We start from the raw sequence: 18,437 nt of genomic DNA, 5'->3' as shown, positions 1-18,437 counted from the left end.
GCGGTCTTCTCTTCCGCAGTCCATCTGCGCATACCCACCTCCTGAGTGACTCACACCCAGGCTGACAGTCAGGGCACGTTTGCGATTTCCGTCCCCCTTTCGCCAATGACGTGCCCATCTGCGAATCGCGTCGGCAACTGCGAAGCACGATCAAACTACTGCGAAGCACGATCAACTCACGCAGCGGATCTTGCGAGAGTGCGGGGATCGCGGCGGCTCGCTCGCGCTCGCGCGCGTCGCTCCTGGGCGCGCCGGCGGTCAAGTCTCTGGCGGTGGTGTAACGGTGTGTTCCTTCGCGGGGTGGGTTCAGGCGGTGAGTGCGGGCATGGGTTCGTGTCCTGGCTCGGTGGGCGGGTCGGTGAGGATGGCCGCGTGTGAGCGGGCGAGGACGTCGAGGCCGAGGTAGCGTCGTCCTTCGGCCCGTTCATCGGTTTGTTCGGCCAGGATGGCGCCGACGAGATGCACGATCGCGTCGCGGTTGGGGAAGATTCCGACGAGTTCGCGGCGTCGTGAGTGCGGCATCGTTGCCAGCTCGCGGCGGGCAGGTTCGCGCTGATCGCTTCGCACAGACCGGTGGGCCTCGCTGGTGATGAGCAGGACACTGCTCGGGCCGCGGGCGACGAGGTCGGCGAAGAACTCGTTCCTCGCTGACCCGGTTTCGCTCGTGGCCACGCGCAGGCCGAGCACTTCACGGTGGCCGTCATTGTTGACGCCGGTGGCGAGCGAGACGACGGTGTTGATCACGCGGCGTCCTTCCCGCGCGTTCATCGTGAGGGCGTCGGCGGTGACGAACGTGAACGGGCCTGCATCGTCGAGGGGGTGGTGGCGGAAGTCGTCGTGGAGCGGGTCGAGGTCGGCGCCCATACGGCTGACCTGGGACTCGACGGCGCGTTGGTGCCGAGGGTTTTTCGCCAGCTTGGGGGTACCACCCGCTACGAACCCCGCGTCGCGCGCAGCGGGGGAGCCCTGCGGTGCGTGGACACGCCGGCGAGGTAGCAGTCAGCGGCGACCGTGATGAGTGCGGACTCGGCTCGTTTGCGTCGTTCCATGAGCCAGTCCGGCAAGTAGGCGCCTGAGCGCAGCTTCGGCACAGCCATGTCGAGGGTGCCGAGGCGGGTGTCGAGGTCGCGGTGGCGGTAGCCATTGCGGTGGGTCGTGCGTGTCGGGCTGGGTAGGCCCCACTCGGCGCCGATCACGGCGTCAGCGTCGGCGGACGGCAGAGCGTTGGGCAATGGTTTGCGGCAAGTGGCGCGCATCATGTCCGGCTGGCTTCGTCCAGGGCTTCGCCCAGAACGCTGGCAGGTCGACAATGTGAGGTGCGGATATCGGGATGACTTTGTTCGAGGATTCTGTAGGAGGTTGACTCGAAGGATCACGCGGTGGCTGCGCCCACGTCCAAGAGGCCGGGGGCGCGACGACCGGTGTTTCACCACAATCAGGGACTCATCTGCGCCGCGGCTACGCTGCCGGCACAGCAGGCCAGGGCCAATCGCCGCCGTCATCGCAGGGCACCGACGGGCGACTTGCTGGGCGCGCCGCCGTCAGCTCAGGCGCAGGACCATGCAGAGACGCTGCTGGGCGCCCGCCGCCTCTCACAGCGTGGTGCGCGCTCCTTGCCTCCCGAGGCGGCGCCCTCATGCCCGCTTGTAGGGGTGCCCGGTCGCAGGCGGGGGGCAGGGAAGGCTGGTAGGGCGTCGGCCGCCTCCCCACGGCCTCCAGCCGTTGAGCGACGACCGGGGCCGGGATGAGAGGACGAAACGGCCCCGGGCACGATGGCGACATTGTTCTGACGTGAGTATGAGGCGGCTCCGGGCACGATGGCGACATTGCCCTGACGTGAGCACGAGGCGGCTCCGGGCACGATGAGCGAACGGCTCCGGCCGCCGAGCGAGGCACCGCTGTACGGCACGATGAGACGGGGGAGAATCCCTCCGGACCACGTGGACGCATGAGCTGATGCGTGGGCGACACCCTCACGACCGGTGACGAATGCGAGACAAACGCGGGCGAGGGGGATCGAGGCGATGCGGTGCGTCCAGCGCACCATCCCCGGGCGAGGCCGGGAGCATCGCGGAGCGCCGTCACCCGAACCGCGTGGCGACCTGGCACCCGGAGACGCCTGCACCCGTCAAGCGGCCCTTCCTCCGTGGCCGGCCCACCTGAGGTGGCCATGGAGCGTCGTCCTGACGCCTCCCGGCCGAGATACGCCGAAGGCCCCCGACATCAGTGATGTCGGGGGCCTTCGGCGTTACCGTCTCGGGCGACTTAGTGAGCGCCCTCGAGAGCGTGGTCGTCACCGTGGTGGTGAGCTGCTTCGAGCTCGGCCGGAGTGACGGGGGCGATGCTGTCCCTGTAGTAGAAGTTGGTCCAGCGGTTGCGACGCTTCGCCTTCTTCCGTTCCTTGCCAGAAAGACCATCGAGCTCGATCTGGCTCGGCGTGCCGGCCTCGTAGCTCACGAGCTGCCAACGCGTGTACTCGTCGAGCGGCTCGTGCGCCTCGAAGAATCGACCCTCCGGCGTGCGGATGACGCGTCCGGACTCGCGACCGTGCAGCACGAGGTCGCGGTCGCGACGCTGCAGGCTGAGGCAGATGCGCTTCGTCACGAGGTAGGCGAGGATCGGGCCGAGGAAGACCATGACGCGGAAGAAGTACGTGATGTCGTTGATCGACATGTGCAGCTTGATCGCCATCAGGTCGTTGCCGGCTGCGAACATGAGGACCGCATAGAACGTCGCGAACGCCACACCGATCGCCGTGCGCGTCGGAGCGTTGCGCGGACGGTCGAGCACGTGGTGCTCACGCTTGTCGCCCGTGACCCATGCCTCGATGAAGGGGTAGACCGCGATGGCGCCGAAGAACAACGGCAACAGGGCGATCGAACCCGGGAAGATGTTCATGCTCCACGTGTGGCCGAACAGCTGGAACTCGAACACGCCGGGCAGCAGACGGAGAGCACCGTCGGCGAAGCCCATGTACCAGTCAGGCTGCGAACCGGCCGTCACCTGCGTCGGCTCGTATGGTCCGTACATCCAGATCGGGTTGATCGTGATGAGACCCGAGATCAGCGCCGTGATACCGAACACGACGAAGAAGAAGCCACCGGCCTTCGCCATGTACACCGGCATGAGGGGGAAGCCGACCACGTTCTTGTCGGAGCGGCCCGGGCCGGGGTACTGGGTGTGCTTGTGCACGACGAGCAGGATGAGGTGCGCGGCGAGCAACGCGACGAGAATCGCCGGGATGATGAGGATGTGGAGCGTGAAGAAGCGGGGGATGATCATCTCGCCGGGGAAGCCGCCGCCGAACAGCGCGTACGAGATGTACGTGCCGACGATCGGGACCGAAAGGATGAAGCCCTCCATGGCGCGGATACCTGTACCCGAGAGCAGATCGTCCGGGAGCGAGTAGCCCATGAAGCCCTCGATGATCGCGAGCATGAAGAGCAGGGTGCCGATGACCCAGTTGATCTCGCGGGGCTTGCGGAACGCGCCCGTGAAGAACACGCGGAACATGTGCATCATGATCGACACGATGAACAGCAGCGCCGCCCAGTGGTGGAGCTGACGGATCAGCAACCCACCACGGATGTCGAACGAGATGTCGATCGCGGAGGCGTAGGCCTCCGACATCTGGATGCCCTGCATCGGGACGTACTGACCGTTGTAGATCGTCTCGCCCTGCGACGGCACGAACCAGAACGTGAGGAACGTACCGGTGATCATGAGGATGACGAAGGAGTACAGCGCGACCTCACCGAGCATGAAGCTCCAGTGGTCGGGGAACACCTTCTTCATGAGGAAGCGAACGCCCTTGGCGCCGCCCGTGCGCTCGTCCAACCAGTTGGACATGCCGGCCAGGCCGCCCTGCGGGTCCTGACGCTGTGTCGTGGGGTGCGTTGCGCTCGCGGAAGAGGCAGCGGTGCTCATGACTTGAGTTCCTTCCCGTTGTCTTCCCAGAAGCTCGGGCCGACCGGGCGCTTGAAGCCCTGGTCAGCAACGAGGTAGCCCTCGTCGTCGACCGAGATCTTCAGCTGCGGCAGCGGACGCTTGGCGGGGCCGAAGATGACCTTGCAGTCATCCGTCATGTCGAACGTGGACTGGTGGCACGGGCACAGCAGGTGGTGCGTCTGCTGTTCGTACAGGCCGACGGGGCAGCCGACGTGTGTGCAGATCTTGGAGTAGGCGACGATGCCGTCAACACCCCACTTGCGCTGACGCTCCGACTTGATCTTCTCCTCGTCGAGCCGCACGAGCAGCACGGAGGCCTTCGCCTTCTCGTTGAGGGGGTGCTCCGTCGTGTTGATGCCCTCCGGCAGGACGTGGAAGACCGAACCCAGCGTGACGTCCGAGGCGCGGATCGCGGTGCCCTCGGGGTCGCGCATGAGGCGGCGGCCGCGGCCGTTGATCTTCTCGTCCCAGAGCGTCGTCGCGAGGTCGTTCTTCGGCATGGGGCCGAGACCACCGAGCAGCGGAAGAGCCACCGGGACGGCGAACAGACCGAGAGCGCCACCGAGCGTCCACTTGAGCAGCGGGCGACGCTTCAGCTGCGCGGCCTCCGCGCCACCCGTCATGATCTTGGCGGCGGCTTCCCAGGCCTCGTCGTCGGACTTGAGCTCGTGCCGCTCCTCGACGACCTCTTCGTCGGGCATGATCGTCTTAGCCCAGTGGATGGCACCCAGGCCGATGCCCAGCATGGAGATCGCCATCGTGAGGCCGAGAGCGAAGTGCAGCGCCTTCATCGGGCCGATGAAAGGAACCGAGATGATCGACTCGCGGCCGACCGCGAAGTAGCAGACGACGAACGCGATCGTCGCGATCATCGAGAGCAGGAACAGCATGGCGACCTGGCGCTCGGAGCGCTTGGCCGCAGCCGGATCCTCGTCACCGAGACGGTGGACGTGCGGGGGCAGGCCCGGGTCGGAGAAGTGCTCGGGTAGTGCGCCCGAACGCTCGACGTGCCCGTCGTTCGGGCTCACCGGAGCGTTGTCCGGGTGGCCGTCACCGGGGAGCGCATGCGCGCCGGTTTCATTCATTTCGTTGCGTTTCCTGTCTGACGAGTCAGAGCCGAAGCGGGGGAATTTCATCACGCTGCCTTACGTCCGAGCCAGACAGCCACCGCTATGCACAGGCCGATGCCGAACGTCCACACGAACAGACCCTCGGAGACCGGGCCGAGGTTGCCCAGGGTGTGACCACCCTGCGCAGGCTGCTTCTCGATGTCCTTGAGGTAGGTGATGATGTCCTTCTTGTCCTGCGGCGACAGGTTCGTGTCGTTGAACACCGGCATGGACTGCGGGCCCGTCTGCATGGCCTCGTAGATGTGCTTGCCCGAGACGGACGTCAGCGGCGGCGCGTACTTGCCTCGCGTCAGCGCGCCACCCGAGCCGGCGAAGTTGTGGCACATGGCGCAGTTGACGCGGAACAGTTCGCCACCCTTGGCCGAGTTGCCACCCGGGGTCGTGTACTGCTTCTCGGGGACGTTGGGACCGGTGCCGAGCGAGGCCACGTAGGCGGCCATCTGGGCGATCTCCTTGTCGCTGAACTGCTTCGTGTTGCGCTGCGCCTGCGTGTTTGGCGCGGCGAGCGGCATGCGGCCGGTGCCCACCTGGAAGTCGACGGCGGCAGCGCCGACGCCCACGAGGGAGGGGCCGGCGGACGTGCCGGTGGCGTTCGTGCCGTGGCAGGTCGAGCAGTTCGCGAGGAACAGCTGCTTGCCAGCGTTGACGTCACTGGCGGACGTCGTCTCGGCCTTGGCGCTCTTCGGCGCGAAGGCTGCGTACAGGCCACCGGTGACGACCAGGGCCAGCAGCAGGACGACGAACAGGGAGGCCGGGTGTCGGCGGCGGGCGGCGAGAGTGCTCACAAGGACATCCTGTCGGCGGTCGGGGGAGTCAGGGTTCGGGTTCTGCTAGTGGTGTCGCGCATCACTTGAGGAGGTAGATGGCAGCGAACAACGCGATCCACACGACGTCCACGAAGTGCCAGTAGTAGGACGTCACGATCGCGCCCGTGGCCTGGTGGTGGCTGTAGGTGCGCGAGGTGAACGTGCGTCCGATGATGAGCAGGAACGCGAGAAGGCCACAGGTCACGTGGATGCCATGGAAGCCGGTCGTGATGTAGAACATCGAGCCGTAGGCGTCGCTGTCGAGGGAGATGCCCTCCTCGTGCAGCGTGGCGTACTCCATGATCTGGCCGGAGACGAAGATCGCGCCGAACAGGTAGGTGAGGGAGTACCACTCACGCATTCCCCACTTGCCGACCTCGAGCAGCTTGCCCGTGCGGTGGGGGATGCCGTGCTCCGCCTTGAACACGCCGAGCTGGCACCACACGGACGAGATCACGAGGATCGTCGTGTTGATGGCCGCCAGCGTCACGTTCAGGTGCGACGTGCGTTCGTGCCACAGGTCGCCTGCCACGGAGCGGATCGTGAAATACATCGCGAACAATCCGGCAAAGAACATGAGTTCGCTCCCGAGCCACACCATCGTGCCTACGGCAGTCAGGTTGGGTCGGGTCGCCGGTGCGTGCCCGGCGGGGATGCCGTGTTCGCTCGTCTGAGCTGTAGTTGCGGTCGCCACCCGGACATTATGTCCTGCCCTGGCAGCGATCATGACAGCGGCCCCCCAATTGGACACATATTCGTTATCTGCTCTGTGTGCTCGCTGGGTGTTGAAGGGTGTTCTTCCTGTGTGTGTTGACGCGGTTGCAACCCCGCACGTCAGCGCCTAGCACGGTGACGCGGGACGTCGGTGGACGCGCCTGTCGCACGGTCACGGCGCCGCTTAGGGTGGTGGTACGACGAACGACGTGCAAGGAGATCCGTCATGAAGTGGCCGAGCCTCGTGGCCCAGCTCATGCGTGGGGAGGACCTGACGCCAGAGCAGACCCACGCCGCGATGACGGCCGTGATGAACGGGGAGGTCGCCCCCGTTCCGCTCGCGGCGTTCCTCGTCGCACTGCACAGCAAGGGCGAGACGGTGGAGGAGCTGCGGGGGCTCGCCGACGTCATGGTCGAGCACGCCCGGCCGTTCAGGCTCGACGTGCCGGCCCTCGACATCGTCGGCACGGGCGGCGACATGGCACACACCGTCAACATCTCGACGATGGCCGCGCTCGTGTGCGCCGGTGCCGGGGTCAAGGTGGCCAAGCACGGCAACCGAGCCAGCTCGAGCTCGACCGGGACGGCTGACGTTCTCGAAGCGCTCGGGGTCGACCTGAGCGCGGACGTCGACGAGCTGCAGCAAGACGTGACGCATGCCCCGATGACGTTCCTGTTCGCCCAGAGCTTCCACCCCGCCATGCGGCACGCCGCCGCGACGCGGCGGGAGCTCGCCGTCCCGACCGCGTTCAACTTCCTCGGCCCCCTGACCAATCCGGCGCGCCCAGCCATCGCTGCTGTGGGTTGCGCGAACCGTAGGATGGCACCGGTCATGGCTGGCGTCTTCGCGCAACGCGGCGCCGATGCGGCGGTCTTCCGGGGTGACGACGGCCTCGACGAGCTCACCCTGGCGACGACGTCGAGCCTGTGGTGGGTGCACGACGGCGAGGTCATCGAAGAGAGCATCTCGCCCGAGCAGGTCGGGCTGTCGCCAGCCCCGATCGAGGCGCTGCGCGGCGGAGACGCGTCGTTCAACGCTCAGGTCGTCCGTGACGTCCTCGCCGGGAAGCGCGGGCCCGTGCGCGACGCCGTCCTGCTCAACGCCGGCGCGGCTCTCGCACTCGTCGCCCAGTACGAGCGCGGCAGCCTCTTCGGTGGCGCGGACGACCTCGCGTCCGGCATCCGTGCGGGCATGACGCGCGCTGCCGAGGCCGTCGATTCCAGCGCCGCGCAACGCACCCTCGACGTCTGGATCCACGGTTCGAGTGCCGTAGACGCCGATTCCGAGCCCCTCATGAAGGAGACCCGATGATCACCGCCATCGTCCTCATCAAGGCGGACGTCGCACGCATCCCCGAGGTGGCCCAGCACGTCGCCGACGTGCCCGGGGTGACGGAGGTCTACTCGGTGACCGGAGGCGTCGACCTCATCGCGATGGTGCGCGTCACGGCGTACGAGCAACTCGCCGAGGTGATCTCCGGAAGCATCAACAAGGTCGACGGCGTGCTCGAGACCGACACGCACCTGGCCTTTCGCACCTACTCCCAACGCGATCTCGACGCGGGGTTCGATCTGGGGCTCGACGACTGACGGGTCGTCGCCCGCCCCTGTCCGGGATGCGCGAGCACGCCGGATTCGACGGCTGCCGCTTCGTGCGCGCGGCGGACGACGGGATCGAGATCGTCGAGGTAGCGTGTCGCGGCATCCCGCGGGCTGACCCACGGCGCGTCCGTCTCGACGATGCGGGTGCCTGCGCGCGCGATCCAGCGCAGGAGCACCTCCGTCTCCTCCTCAAGCGCTGCGGAACGGTGTGCAGGCGGGGTCGGGACGGCCTCGGCCGTCGCCCGCAAGGCCTCGATCGTCAGCCGTGGATCCTGACCGGGTCGTGAGGCACCGCTCGCCGCGAGCCGACCGTGTCGGATGACGGCGAACTCCCAGCCGCCGCCCCGACGTGGCCGTGCCGCCATGAGATGCGGATTGTTGACGATGGGTGCCCGGCGCTGGTGACGGTCGAGCCCACGCAGGAGCTCGATGAGGGCGTCGCGCCCAGCGCGGGCCTCCTCGAAGCGTTCCTGCCCCGCGAGGCGGGCCAGGCGCGCCTCGACGTCATTGACGATGGACCCGGGCTCGTTGAGCAGTTCCTGCCTCAACCTCGACACGAGGTCGAGGTAATCGCGCTGGGTGATGCCTCCGATACAGGGCGCATCGCACCGATCCATCTCCGCCAGGACGCACGCCGTGCCGCCCTTGGCGCGGATGGGCGTGGTGCACTGGCGAATGCGGCGGACGTCGTGCACCGCATCGCGGGCGAGCCGCGCGGCGACCATCGTGCGGAACGGGCCGAGGTACGTCGCCTCGTCGGCTCGCTGCTCGCGCACGACGGACAGGCGCGGGAACTTCTCGTCGGTGATCTTGAGCCATGCGATCTTCTCCGGCCGGCTCGAGCGTCGGTTGAACCGTGGCCGATGCTCGGCGATGAGCCGGATCTCACGCACGTGTGCCTCGAGCGACGTCGCGCAGGGGATGGGCGTCACGCGGGCGGCGAGATCGACCATGAGCCCCATCTCGCGACGCTTCTCCGACGCGGTGAAGTACGAACGCACGCGGGTGCGGAGGTTGCCGGACGTGCCGACGTACAGCGGCTTTCCGTCCTCGTTCTCGAAGACGTAGACGCCGGGCTCGGCGGGCAGGCCGTCGGCCAGGGTGGCCTTGCGGCGCCGCGCCGCCGGCACCTTCGCGCTGAAGGAGAGCAGTTCCTCACGCGAGGTGACGCCGAGACTGCCGGCTCGCGAGAGCAGGGCGTGCAGGACGTCGACGGTGGCCTGGGCGTCAGCGAGGGCGCGGTGATTCGGGTTGACACTTGCGCCGAAGTGGGCCGCGAGCGTGCCGAGGCGGTGATTGCGGACCTCGTCGCGCGGCACGAGGGCGCGGGCGAGCTTGACCGTGTCGACGACCGCAGGAGCGGGCCACGGGACCTCGAGATCCCGTGCGGCCGCCGTGAGGAAGCCGACGTCGAAGGGTGCGTTGTGGGCGACGAGGACGGCGTCGGGCCCGAGGAACTCGAAGAATGCGGGCAGCACCGATGCCAGCTTCGGCGCGTCGTGCACCATCGCCGTCGTGATGCCGGTGAGCCGCTGGATCTGCGGTGGGATCGCGCAGCCGGGGTCGACGAGGGTGGCGAACTCGCCGAGCACCTCGCCGCCACGGACCTTGACGGCGCCGATCTCCGTGATGCCCTGCGCGCCCGGGCGACCCCCGGCGGTCTCGAGGTCGACGATGACGAAGGTGACGTCGTGCAACGGGGTGCCGAGATCGTCGAGGCAGCCCTGCACCGCGGTCGGATTCGTCTGCGTGTTCGTCACCATGTCGCGAACGCTAGACGGCGGTGGTGACAACCCCCGGATGAGGCGGTGGCCGGTGCCTTTCAAGGGGGTGGGGACGGGCAGGCGGCGCGGCGGGGACGAGGCGCGCCGCGACGGGCGGTCGCGGAGGTCGGACGCGGGCGATCTTCGACCGCGACGAACGTGTCGATGACCCCCGAATCGCCCGGGACGGCGGGGTTGTCGGTGCTCGAACCTAGCGTGCGAAACACATCGAGACCCGTTGGGGAATCGACCGATCAGCGCTTCGAGGAGGCGTCATGCTCATCACCTGTGATTCGTGCCCGGCACGAGGTCGTGCGTGCGACACGTGCGTCATGAAGACGTTCCTGGACATGCCCGCCGTCACCAGCGGCCCCGTCTGGGAGGAGGAGGACCACCGTGTTCTCGACATGCTCTGCAGCGCCGGTCTCGTCGGTGATGAGGACGCGGCGTCAGCGCTGCTGGAGAGCGCTCCGTTCGCCGGTCTGCGCGCCGCCGTGTGAGAACCTCCTACGCTTGCGCCATGCTGTCGAGACGCCACTTCGTCCTGGGAGGCGTCAGCGCCCCCGCGGGGGCGATCCTGGGGCTCGCAGGGTGCGAGCGCCGACCCGGGGGCACATCGTCGTCAGCCGAGGCAAGTGGCGGAACCGATGGCGGGGTCTCCAGCCTCACGATCGACACCGTCCTCGGGCGCGTGGTGCTGCGGTTGCCGAACGCGCTCGACGAAGGCGCGTCCTCGCCATCAGGGGCCGGGGACGATGCCTCGGCGCAGTGGCGCGCGCGCGTCGAGGCGGCCGCGCACCGGATCGCTGAGGTGTGGGGCACCACGCGGCCGGCGGGTCTCGAAGGTGATCTGCGGGTGACGCTCTGCCGGGACGACGCGGAGTTCGCGGCGAGTGCCGACGGGTTGGACGCCGGCACCGCGGGCGTCACCACGAGGCAGGGTGTGTTCCTCGCGCCCTCTGTCGCCTCGTCGCTGACGGAGGGCGGCCGCCGGGTCGTTCTCGCGCACGAGCTGACGCATCTGTCGCTCGGGCAGTTCGGCGCGGACGCGACGCAGTGGTGGCTGAAGGAGGGAGCCGCCGAGTGGACGGCCGCACCTCTCGTGTCGGTGCCTGAACGCAGCCGCTGGCCGACGCTCGCCCAAGCGGCGCCGCAGAAGAAGATCGGGGATTCACCGCCCCCGCAGGAGCAGGTGGGCACCGAGCTCGGATACGAATGGGCGCACGCCTACGTCACGTATCTCGCCGATGGTGCAGGCACCGCACGGGTCGTCGCCCTAGTGCGCGCCCGACCGCGTGACGCGACCGCAGTCGCGGCGCCACTCGTCGCGGGTCGAGAGAGCTTCACCACCTGGCTGTCAGGTCGGCTCCGGTGAGGGGTGACGACGGCGACGAGGCGGCGTGAGCTGTCTCAGGTGCGGGGAGAGGAGTAGATCGAGTCGATGACGTCGGCGTAGTCGTCGAGCACGACGTTGCGCTTGACCTTGAGCGACGGCGTCAGGTGCCCGGATTCCTGAGTCAGAGGCGTGGTCAGCACCCGGAAGGCGCGGATCGACTCGGCGCGGGAGACGAGGGTGTTGGCCTGGTCGACGGCCTTCTGCAGTTCGTCGAGTACCCGCTGATCCTGTGCTGCGTCTGCGGGGTCCAGGTCGGTGATGCCGTGCGCGCTCGCCCAGCCGGGCAGCATCTCCTCGTCGAGGCACAGCAGCGCCGCGATGAACGGTTTGGCGTCGCCCACGACGACGGCTTCTGCGATGAGGGGGTGCGAGCGCAGGGAATCCTCCAGCTTGGCGGGGCTGACGTTCTTGCCGCCCGCCGTCACGAGGATGTCCTTCTTGCGCCCCGTGATCGTCAGGTAGCCGTCGGCGTCCAGTTCACCGAGGTCGCCGGTGCGGAACCAGCCGTCGATCTTCGCCTCGTCGGTGGCCTCGGGGTTGTGCAAGTACTCGCGGAAGACGTTGATGCCCTTGACGAGGATCTCGCCGTCGTCGTCGATCCGCAGGCCGACGCCGGGGCAGGCGGGGCCGACGGTGCCGATGCGCAGCGCCTTCGGCGGGTTGACGCAGGCGGGAGCCGTCGTCTCGGTGAGTCCGTATCCCTCGAGAACGGGCAGGCCGATGCCGTTGTAGAAGTGCGCCAACCGGGCCGACAGGGGAGCGCCCCCGGAGATGGAGTAGCGCAGATGACCGCCGAACGCCGAGCGCAGCTTCGCGTAGACCAGTCGATCGAACACGGTGTGCTTGACGCGCAGGGTGAGCGGCGCGCGGCGTCCGGCGTTCGTCGCCTCGCTGTAGGCGATCGCGGTGTCGGCGGCGGCGGCGAAGATCTTGCCGCGGCCGTCGCCCTGCGCGCGCTGCTCGGCGGAGTTGTAGACCTTCTCGAACACGCGCGGCACGCCGAGCAGGTACGACGGCGCGTACGTGCCGAGGTCGTCGACGAGCGTCCCGATCGTCGTGTGGGCGAGGCGTGTGCGTGAGGCGATCGCGACGAACTGGATGAGGCGGGCGAAGACGTGGGCGAGCGGCAGGAACAGCAGGGTGCCGTTGTTCTCCTCACCGCCGTTGACGAGGTCGTCCATCAGCGCGAGGCAGTTCTGCGACAACGACACGAAGTTGCCGTGCGTCAGCACGCATCCCTTCGGCAGGCCGGTCGTGCCCGAGGTGTAGATGATCGTTGCGACGTGGTCGGCGTCGACGGCGTCGCGGCGCGCACGCATCTGCGCGTCACTGACCTCCGGGGCACCCTCGAGCAGTTCGTCGAGGTGGCCGGCGTCGATCTGCCAGACGTCGCGCAGATGGGGGCAGCGCTCGCGTACCTGCGAGACGGTGAGCGCCATCTCCTGGTTCTCGACGACGACGGCGACGGCCTCAGAATCGGCGAGGATCCAGGCGACCTGGTCGCTCGAGGACGTCTCGTAGATCGGCACGACGACAGCGCCGCACGTCAGCAGCGCGAGGTCGGTGAGCGTCCACTCGTAGCGGGTCGTGCTCATGAGCGCGACGCGGTCACCCGCTTCGACGCCCGCCGCCATGAACCCCTTGGCGAGCGTCTCGACCTGCGCGAGGAATTCCTCGTGTGTCACCCCGGCCCACGTCGCGCCCTCACGCCGGGCGTAACCGATGCCTCGCGGATCCTCGGACGCGTTGCGCACCACGATGTGCGGAAGCGCGAGCTCCTCGTCGAACGGCACGAGCAGCTTCGTGCTCACTTCACGCATTGCGGATCCTCGCTGGGTCGGTACTGGGTCGGTGGCGGCGGTCGGTGAGGCCCGTCGTCATGCGTACCTTACGACCCTGCCGCCGCTCGGCGCATACCCTCGGTGTCATGACGACGAACAGCGACGCCCTCAGCGAGGGCCGCATCCGGATCGAGGCGAGCTGCGCTCGGGTGCTCGACGTGGTGCTCGACCTGCCGGCCTACCCGCAGTGGTCGAAGGACGTCGCGCGAGCCGTCGTGCTGAGTCGAACGCCCTCCGGCGACGTCGACCAGGCACAGCTGACGTTCGCCTCCGGCCCGTTCAAGGACGTCGTGACGCTCGCGTACACGGTGGCTCGTCGCGCCGACCGCGCACGGGTGGCGTGGCAACTCGTCGAGGCGCAGCACATCGAGGCGATGCAAGGCCACTACGACCTGCGTGCTGACGGCGACGCCACCGACGTCGCGTATGCCCTGCACGCACGGCCCGGCTTTCCGCTGCACACGGCGTTGCGCCGGAAGGTCGAGACGCAGATCATCACCGCGGCCCTCGATGCGTTGAAGGCGCACGCCGAGGCGCCGGATCTCGATCACGGTGGGGCGAACGCCACCGCCTGAGGCGCCGCATGTACGGCCCCGCCACCGGGGCGCCACCCGATTTGGGCTCGGCGCCCCGCCCCGTCAGGATGATCGTGACGGCCCATGCGCCGTCGCCGTCCGCGAGCAGTGAGGAACGAGCGTGACACTCAGCATCGGCATCGACATCGGTGGAACGAAGATCGCCGGGGGCCTCGTCGACTCCGGCGGCACCATCGTGCGCCGCGCGCGCCGCGACACGCCCGCGCAGGAGCCCGACGCCATCGTGGCCGCCACCGTCGAACTCATCGACGAGCTGGGCGCCGCGGCGCGTGCCGAGGGCGTCGAGGCGCCCAAGGTGGGGGTCGCGTGCGCCGGATACATCGACAAGCAGGGCGCGAACGTCCTGTTCGCCCCCAACATCGCCTGGCGGCACGAGCCGCTGCGCGCACGCCTCGAAGAAGCGACGGGGCACGCCGTCGTCATCGAGAACGACGCGAACGCGGCCGCCTACGGCGAGTTCCTCCACGGTGGCGGCGCGGACGTCGACGACATGGTCATGGTGACGCTGGGCACCGGTGTCGGCGGCGGCATCGTCCTCGACGGCGAACTCATGCGCGGCAGCCACGGCATCGCCGCCGAGATCGGGCACATGCGTGTCGTGCCGGGCGGTCACCTGTGCGGTTGCGGCAATCGTGGTTGTTTCGAGGTGTACGCCTCCGGGTCCGCGCTCGTGCGTGAGGCGCGCGAGCTCGTTGCTTCGGGCGCGACCGAGGCCGCGCGGCTTCGCGAAGCCTGCGCGGGCGATCCGGAGGCGTTGCGCGGCGCGCACGTCACGGCAGCGGCACAAGAGGGCGACGCGGCAGCCCTGGCGCTGCTGAGCAAGATCGGCCGTTGGGTCGGCGAGGGCTGCGCGTCACTCGCGGCCGTGCTCGACCCGGCCGTTTTCGTCATCGGCGGGGGGCTCGCGGAGGCGGGCGACCTCGTCCTCGGATCCGCTCGCATCCACTTCGCCGACGAGCTGACGGGCGGCGGGCACCGTCCGTCGCCGCGTTTCGTCGTCGCACAACTGGGCAACGACGCCGGCGTCATCGGCGCCGCAGCGCTCGCAGAGAGGGGGCGTGCATGAGTCTCGCCATCGGAATCGACATCGGCGGCACGAAGGTCGCGGGCGGCCTCGTCGACGAGCGCGGCACCGTCATCGCGCGCGCTCGCCGCGACACGCCGCACCGCTCGACGAAGGCCGCCGTCGTCGAGGACCTACTCGTCAGCGTCGTCGATGAACTGCAGGATGCCGCCGAACGCGACGATCTCGGCGAGGTCAGCGCCATCGGCATCGGCGCGGCGGGATTCGTCGGCGCCGACCGCTCGACCGTCGTCTTCGCGCCGCATCTGTCGTGGCGCAACGAGCCGTTGCGCGAGAACCTGCGCGCCCGTTGCGCGTTCCCCGTCTTCGTCGACAACGACGCCAACACCGCGTGCTGGGCGGAGTGGCGTTTCGGCGCGGTGGCGGGGGAGAGCCACGTCATCATGGTCAACCTCGGCACCGGCATCGGCGGCGCGATCCTCGTCGACGGGGTGATGCAGCGCGGCCGGTACGGCATCGCGGGCGAGTTCGGGCACATGCAGGTCGTGCCCGGCGGCATCCGTTGTGAGTGCGGCAACCGCGGCTGCTGGGAGCAGTACGCCAGCGGTAACGCGCTCGTGCGCGAGGCGCGCTCGCTGCTCGCGGCGCAGTCGCCGATGGCGCACGACATCGAGGCCGAGATCGGCGGCGACCTGACGAAGCTGACCGGGCCCATGATCACCCAGGCCGCGGCTGCAGGGGACGCGACGGCGGCCGAACTGCTCGCCGAGATCGGTTCGTGGCTCGGCACCGGCCTCGCGAACCTCGCGAGTGCGTTCGACCCGGGCGCGTTCGTCATCGGCGGCGGCGTGTCGGCAGCCGGCGAGATGCTGTTGAAGCCGGCGCGCGAGGCCTTCCGCAAGCAGCTGCCGGGGCGCGGGTACCGCCCGGAGGCACGAATCGTGCAGGCGCAGCTCGGCAACGAGGCCGGGCTCATCGGCGCGGCCGACCTGGCGCGCAGCGCCGTCGAGGAGGACATCGCATGACCACCCGTCTCATGTCGTACAACGTGCGCGGCCTCAAGGACGACCGTGCGGCCCTGCTGCGCGTCATCCGGCACGCCGCGCCCGACGTGCTGTGCCTGCAGGAGATGCCGCGCCATCCGTTCTCCGACCATCGCATCGCCGAGTTCGCCGAATCCGTCGGGCTCGTGTGGGGCGGCGGCAACCGTCACCGCATGAGCACCGCGATCGTGACGGCGCCGCGCCTCGACGTCGCCGCGAGCGGCCACGGCCTCTACACCGTGCCGCGTCCGCAGGAGCCGCGCGGTTACGCATGGGCCGAGGTGTGCCTGCCCGGCGAGGCGAAGTGGCTCGCGATCAGCACGCATCTGTCGCTCTACAGCTCGATGCGCGCCGGGCACGCGCGTGAGCTCATCGCCGACCCGAACCTGCCGGGCGACGTGCCGTGGGCGATCGCCGGCGACTTCAACGAGCTCGAGAACGGGCCCGCGGGGCGGGAGTTCAAGGCACACGGGCTCGTCGACGCGGGGCCGCGCATCAACACGTTCAACGCCGCCGAACCGCACAAGCGCATCGACTTTGTCTACGCCTCGCCGTCGCTGACGCTGGAGACGGTCGACATGAGCGCCGTGGAACACGACATGACGGTCGCGACCGATCACCGCCCGCTCGTCGTCGACGTCACGGTGACGTCGAACTGACGACCGACTGACGTCCGCTGGGAGGGCCCGGGGGATCGGACGAGGCCGCTCGGGCCGGCAGTCGTAGAGGCTCAGACGCGGGCGCCGTCGTCGTCATCGTCGTGCTCGTCGCGGTTCTTCGGCTGCCTCGCGACGGCGAGGGCGAAGCCGCCGACGAGCAGCCCCGCCGCGACGAGCCACCACAGCGTGGCCGCCTCACGATCGAACAGGGTGAGGTACAGCAGCCACACCGGCCCGAGGACGAAGCAGGCGAGCATGATGACGCTCGCCGGGTCACCGGTCTCGAACGGTGCGGGCTCAGGCGGGACGAAGGGTTCCTCGTCCAGGTCATCGAGATCGTCGTGGTCGTGTTGACCTGCAGCGCTCTCAGCCTGCCCGTGAGGCGGCGGCGTCATCACCCATGGCTGCTCGTCCGGCATGCGCCACTGCGGCCGGAAGCCGGGTACAGGACCGTCGTCGGCCGGGGCCGGCGAGGCGGGCGTCATGGGCGTGGTCTCGTCGGATGTGGGCTCGAAGAGATCCCGGTGGGCGCCGCGGCGCGTCGCGGATTCCGACGCTGCGTCGAGGTCGAGATGCCGGGTGATCTGGGCGAACTCGGCGTCCCAGTCGCGGTCGCGGGGCTCGGTGCTCATCGCAGCGCCTCGCCGATGCGCGAGGTGGCCCGCCCGGGCGCGGACGTCGGTGGGCGGGTGCGGGGCCGGGTTCGCATGTGCTCATCCTGGCACGCTGCGTCGCCGTGGCGGCATGTGCAGGCCGGTGTGACCCAGTAGAGTGAAGCCGTCCTGCACCCCGAGAGGAAGACTTCCCGTGCTCTACTGGCTTCTCAAGAGGGTTCTCGTCGGGCCTGCGCTTCGAACGGTCTTCCGCCCGACGGTCGAGGGCCTCGAGCACATTCCCGACGCCGGCCCGGCGATCCTGGCGATCAACCACCTCTCCTATTCGGACTGGCTGTTCGTCCCCCTCGTCGTCGAACGCCGCGTCACGTTCGTCGCGAAGTCGGAGTACTTCACGACGCCCGGCGTCAAGGGGCGTCTGCAGAAGGGCTTCTTCTCCGGCACGGGTCAGGTGCCGATCGATCGCACGAGCGGTTCCGCCGCGGCCGGTGCGCTCGCGACCGGCAAGCGGATCCTCGCCGCCGGTGAGCTGTTCGGCATCTTCCCCGAGGGCACGCGCTCGCCCGACGGCCGTCTCTACAAGGGCAAGACCGGTATCGCGCGTCTCGCGCTCGAGAGTGGCGTGCCCGTCATCCCGGTCGCCGTCATGGACACCGACACCGTGGCACCTCCCGGCGAGAAGTTCGGCCGTTACGCGCAGCCGCACGTGCGCTTCGGCGCGCCGCTCGACTTCTCGCGCTTCGACGGCATGGGCTCCGACCGTTTCGTGCTGCGCTCCATCACCGACGAGATCATGTATGAACTGATGCTGCTGTCCGGCCAGGAGTACGTTGATGAGTACGCCGCGTCGCGCAAGAAGTCGGTCGGCGAGCGTGCCCGCTCCCTCGGTGAGGGCGCCGTGCAGGTGGCCAAGGAGATCCAGGGCAGCGCCACCGCGGCCCTCGAAGACGCTGCCGCCCGCCTGCCGCGCAAGGGCTCGGACAAGGACGGCAAGGACATCAAGAACAACGACGCGCCCGCCGGCGAGGCAGCCGACGTCACGGCCGACGTCGAGGACATCGCGGTCCACGACGCCGCTCATGACGCCGTCACGATCGATGACGGCGAGACGTCCGTGTCCGTCGAGCGTGTCGAATCTGTCGAGCGCGTCGAATCCATCACGACCGACGGCACCGACGGCGACGCGCACGGCGCTCGCGACGCCAGCTGACGATCGCCGACGCTGTACCGGGCGTCGCCCCGGGCTCTCGGGCCGGGGCGTCGACCTGGCATCGCCGCCCGCGAGTCCGGCTCGCACGTCG

Annotated in this window: 16 protein-coding genes and 1 pseudogene; 9 read left to right on the top strand and 8 right to left on the bottom strand. The window is 68.9% G+C overall.

The features are described 5' to 3' along the window. Window positions 1–306: 306 nt before the first annotated feature. The 5 genes and pseudogenes from AC1RS9_RS03645 to ctaE all read right to left on the bottom strand — a co-directional run bounded on the left by AC1RS9_RS03645 (window position 307) and on the right by ctaE (window position 6,578). Window positions 307–1,326: pseudogene (locus AC1RS9_RS03645) on the bottom strand (IS256 family transposase). A gap of 939 nt (window positions 1,327–2,265) precedes the next feature. Beyond that, window positions 2,266–3,927, bottom strand: coding sequence for a cytochrome bc1 complex cytochrome b subunit (qcrB, locus tag AC1RS9_RS03640; RefSeq protein WP_404602144.1), 1,662 nt, complete (start codon window positions 3,925–3,927; stop codon window positions 2,266–2,268). Next, complete coding sequence (gene qcrA / locus AC1RS9_RS03635; protein WP_006946571.1) at window positions 3,924–5,033, bottom strand: cytochrome bc1 complex Rieske iron-sulfur subunit; 1,110 nt, start codon at window positions 5,031–5,033, stop codon at window positions 3,924–3,926. Before qcrA ends, qcrB begins: the two co-directional genes overlap by 4 nt. Before the next feature lie 50 nt (window positions 5,034–5,083). Beyond that, window positions 5,084–5,863 carry a cytochrome bc1 complex diheme cytochrome c subunit gene (qcrC, locus tag AC1RS9_RS03630; protein ID WP_006946652.1) on the bottom strand — a complete coding sequence of 260 codons (780 nt, stop codon included), beginning with the start codon at window positions 5,861–5,863 and terminating at the stop codon, window positions 5,084–5,086. 61 nt (window positions 5,864–5,924) lie between these two features. Next, complete coding sequence (gene ctaE / locus AC1RS9_RS03625; protein ID WP_006946553.1) at window positions 5,925–6,578, bottom strand: aa3-type cytochrome oxidase subunit III; 654 nt, start codon at window positions 6,576–6,578, stop codon at window positions 5,925–5,927. Window positions 6,579–6,824: 246 nt separating this feature from the next. Here ctaE and trpD point away from each other — a divergent pair, with 246 nt between their 5' ends. Beyond that, window positions 6,825–7,910 (top strand): anthranilate phosphoribosyltransferase, encoded by a 1,086-nt coding sequence (trpD, locus tag AC1RS9_RS03620; protein ID WP_006946543.1) that lies wholly within the window; start codon window positions 6,825–6,827, stop codon window positions 7,908–7,910. Beyond that, window positions 7,907–8,188, top strand: coding sequence for an Lrp/AsnC family transcriptional regulator (locus tag AC1RS9_RS03615; protein ID WP_038567799.1), 282 nt, complete (start codon window positions 7,907–7,909; stop codon window positions 8,186–8,188). The genes trpD and AC1RS9_RS03615 overlap by 4 nt, the downstream gene beginning before the upstream one ends. On the opposite strand, the gene AC1RS9_RS03610 is transcribed toward AC1RS9_RS03615, so the two are convergent. Then, window positions 8,137–9,963, bottom strand: a complete 1,827-nt coding sequence (locus tag AC1RS9_RS03610; RefSeq protein ID WP_492920537.1) for a DEDD exonuclease domain-containing protein — start codon at window positions 9,961–9,963, stop codon at window positions 8,137–8,139. The two genes, AC1RS9_RS03615 and AC1RS9_RS03610, sit on opposite strands and share 52 nt — an antisense overlap. A gap of 332 nt (window positions 9,964–10,295) precedes the next feature. Between AC1RS9_RS03610 and AC1RS9_RS03605 the strand changes: the two genes are divergently transcribed. Both AC1RS9_RS03605 and AC1RS9_RS03600 read left to right on the top strand, forming a co-directional pair. Next, window positions 10,296–10,463: a hypothetical protein gene (locus tag AC1RS9_RS03605; RefSeq protein ID WP_006946593.1), complete on the top strand. Its 168-nt coding sequence runs from the start codon at window positions 10,296–10,298 to the stop codon at window positions 10,461–10,463. A 20-nt stretch (window positions 10,464–10,483) separates the two neighbouring features. Beyond that, window positions 10,484–11,338, top strand: coding sequence for a hypothetical protein (locus AC1RS9_RS03600; RefSeq protein ID WP_156444932.1), 855 nt, complete (start codon window positions 10,484–10,486; stop codon window positions 11,336–11,338). 35 nt (window positions 11,339–11,373) lie between these two features. On the opposite strand, the gene AC1RS9_RS03595 is transcribed toward AC1RS9_RS03600, so the two are convergent. Next, window positions 11,374–13,179, bottom strand: coding sequence for an AMP-dependent synthetase/ligase (locus tag AC1RS9_RS03595; RefSeq protein ID WP_074039154.1), 1,806 nt, complete (start codon window positions 13,177–13,179; stop codon window positions 11,374–11,376). A 107-nt stretch (window positions 13,180–13,286) separates the two neighbouring features. Here AC1RS9_RS03595 and AC1RS9_RS03590 point away from each other — a divergent pair, with 107 nt between their 5' ends. From AC1RS9_RS03590 to AC1RS9_RS03575, 4 genes are all read left to right on the top strand, one after another. Continuing rightward, window positions 13,287–13,775 (top strand): SRPBCC family protein, encoded by a 489-nt coding sequence (locus AC1RS9_RS03590; RefSeq protein ID WP_006946556.1) that lies wholly within the window; start codon window positions 13,287–13,289, stop codon window positions 13,773–13,775. A gap of 121 nt (window positions 13,776–13,896) precedes the next feature. Then, window positions 13,897–14,862, top strand: coding sequence for an ROK family glucokinase (locus AC1RS9_RS03585; protein ID WP_241724657.1), 966 nt, complete (start codon window positions 13,897–13,899; stop codon window positions 14,860–14,862). Next, window positions 14,859–15,845 carry an ROK family glucokinase gene (locus AC1RS9_RS03580; protein WP_074039156.1) on the top strand — a complete coding sequence of 329 codons (987 nt, stop codon included), beginning with the start codon at window positions 14,859–14,861 and terminating at the stop codon, window positions 15,843–15,845. The genes AC1RS9_RS03585 and AC1RS9_RS03580 overlap by 4 nt, the downstream gene beginning before the upstream one ends. Continuing rightward, window positions 15,842–16,522 carry an endonuclease/exonuclease/phosphatase family protein gene (locus AC1RS9_RS03575; RefSeq protein ID WP_074039157.1) on the top strand — a complete coding sequence of 227 codons (681 nt, stop codon included), beginning with the start codon at window positions 15,842–15,844 and terminating at the stop codon, window positions 16,520–16,522. Before AC1RS9_RS03580 ends, AC1RS9_RS03575 begins: the two co-directional genes overlap by 4 nt. Before the next feature lie 71 nt (window positions 16,523–16,593). On the opposite strand, the gene AC1RS9_RS03570 is transcribed toward AC1RS9_RS03575, so the two are convergent. After that, the gene (locus AC1RS9_RS03570; protein WP_006946580.1) at window positions 16,594–17,154 is read right to left on the bottom strand and encodes a hypothetical protein; all 561 of its coding nucleotides are present in this window, start codon (window positions 17,152–17,154) and stop codon (window positions 16,594–16,596) included. A gap of 175 nt (window positions 17,155–17,329) precedes the next feature. Between AC1RS9_RS03570 and AC1RS9_RS03565 the strand changes: the two genes are divergently transcribed. Continuing rightward, window positions 17,330–18,346 (top strand): lysophospholipid acyltransferase family protein, encoded by a 1,017-nt coding sequence (locus AC1RS9_RS03565; RefSeq protein ID WP_492920532.1) that lies wholly within the window; start codon window positions 17,330–17,332, stop codon window positions 18,344–18,346. Window positions 18,347–18,437: the final 91 nt, after the last annotated feature.

The sequence above is a fragment of the Dermacoccus sp. MPR-E5 genome, from assembly GCF_058809565.1.
Note: the sequence above shows the minus strand (reverse complement) of the source record. Positions and strands in the feature narration are given on the sequence as shown.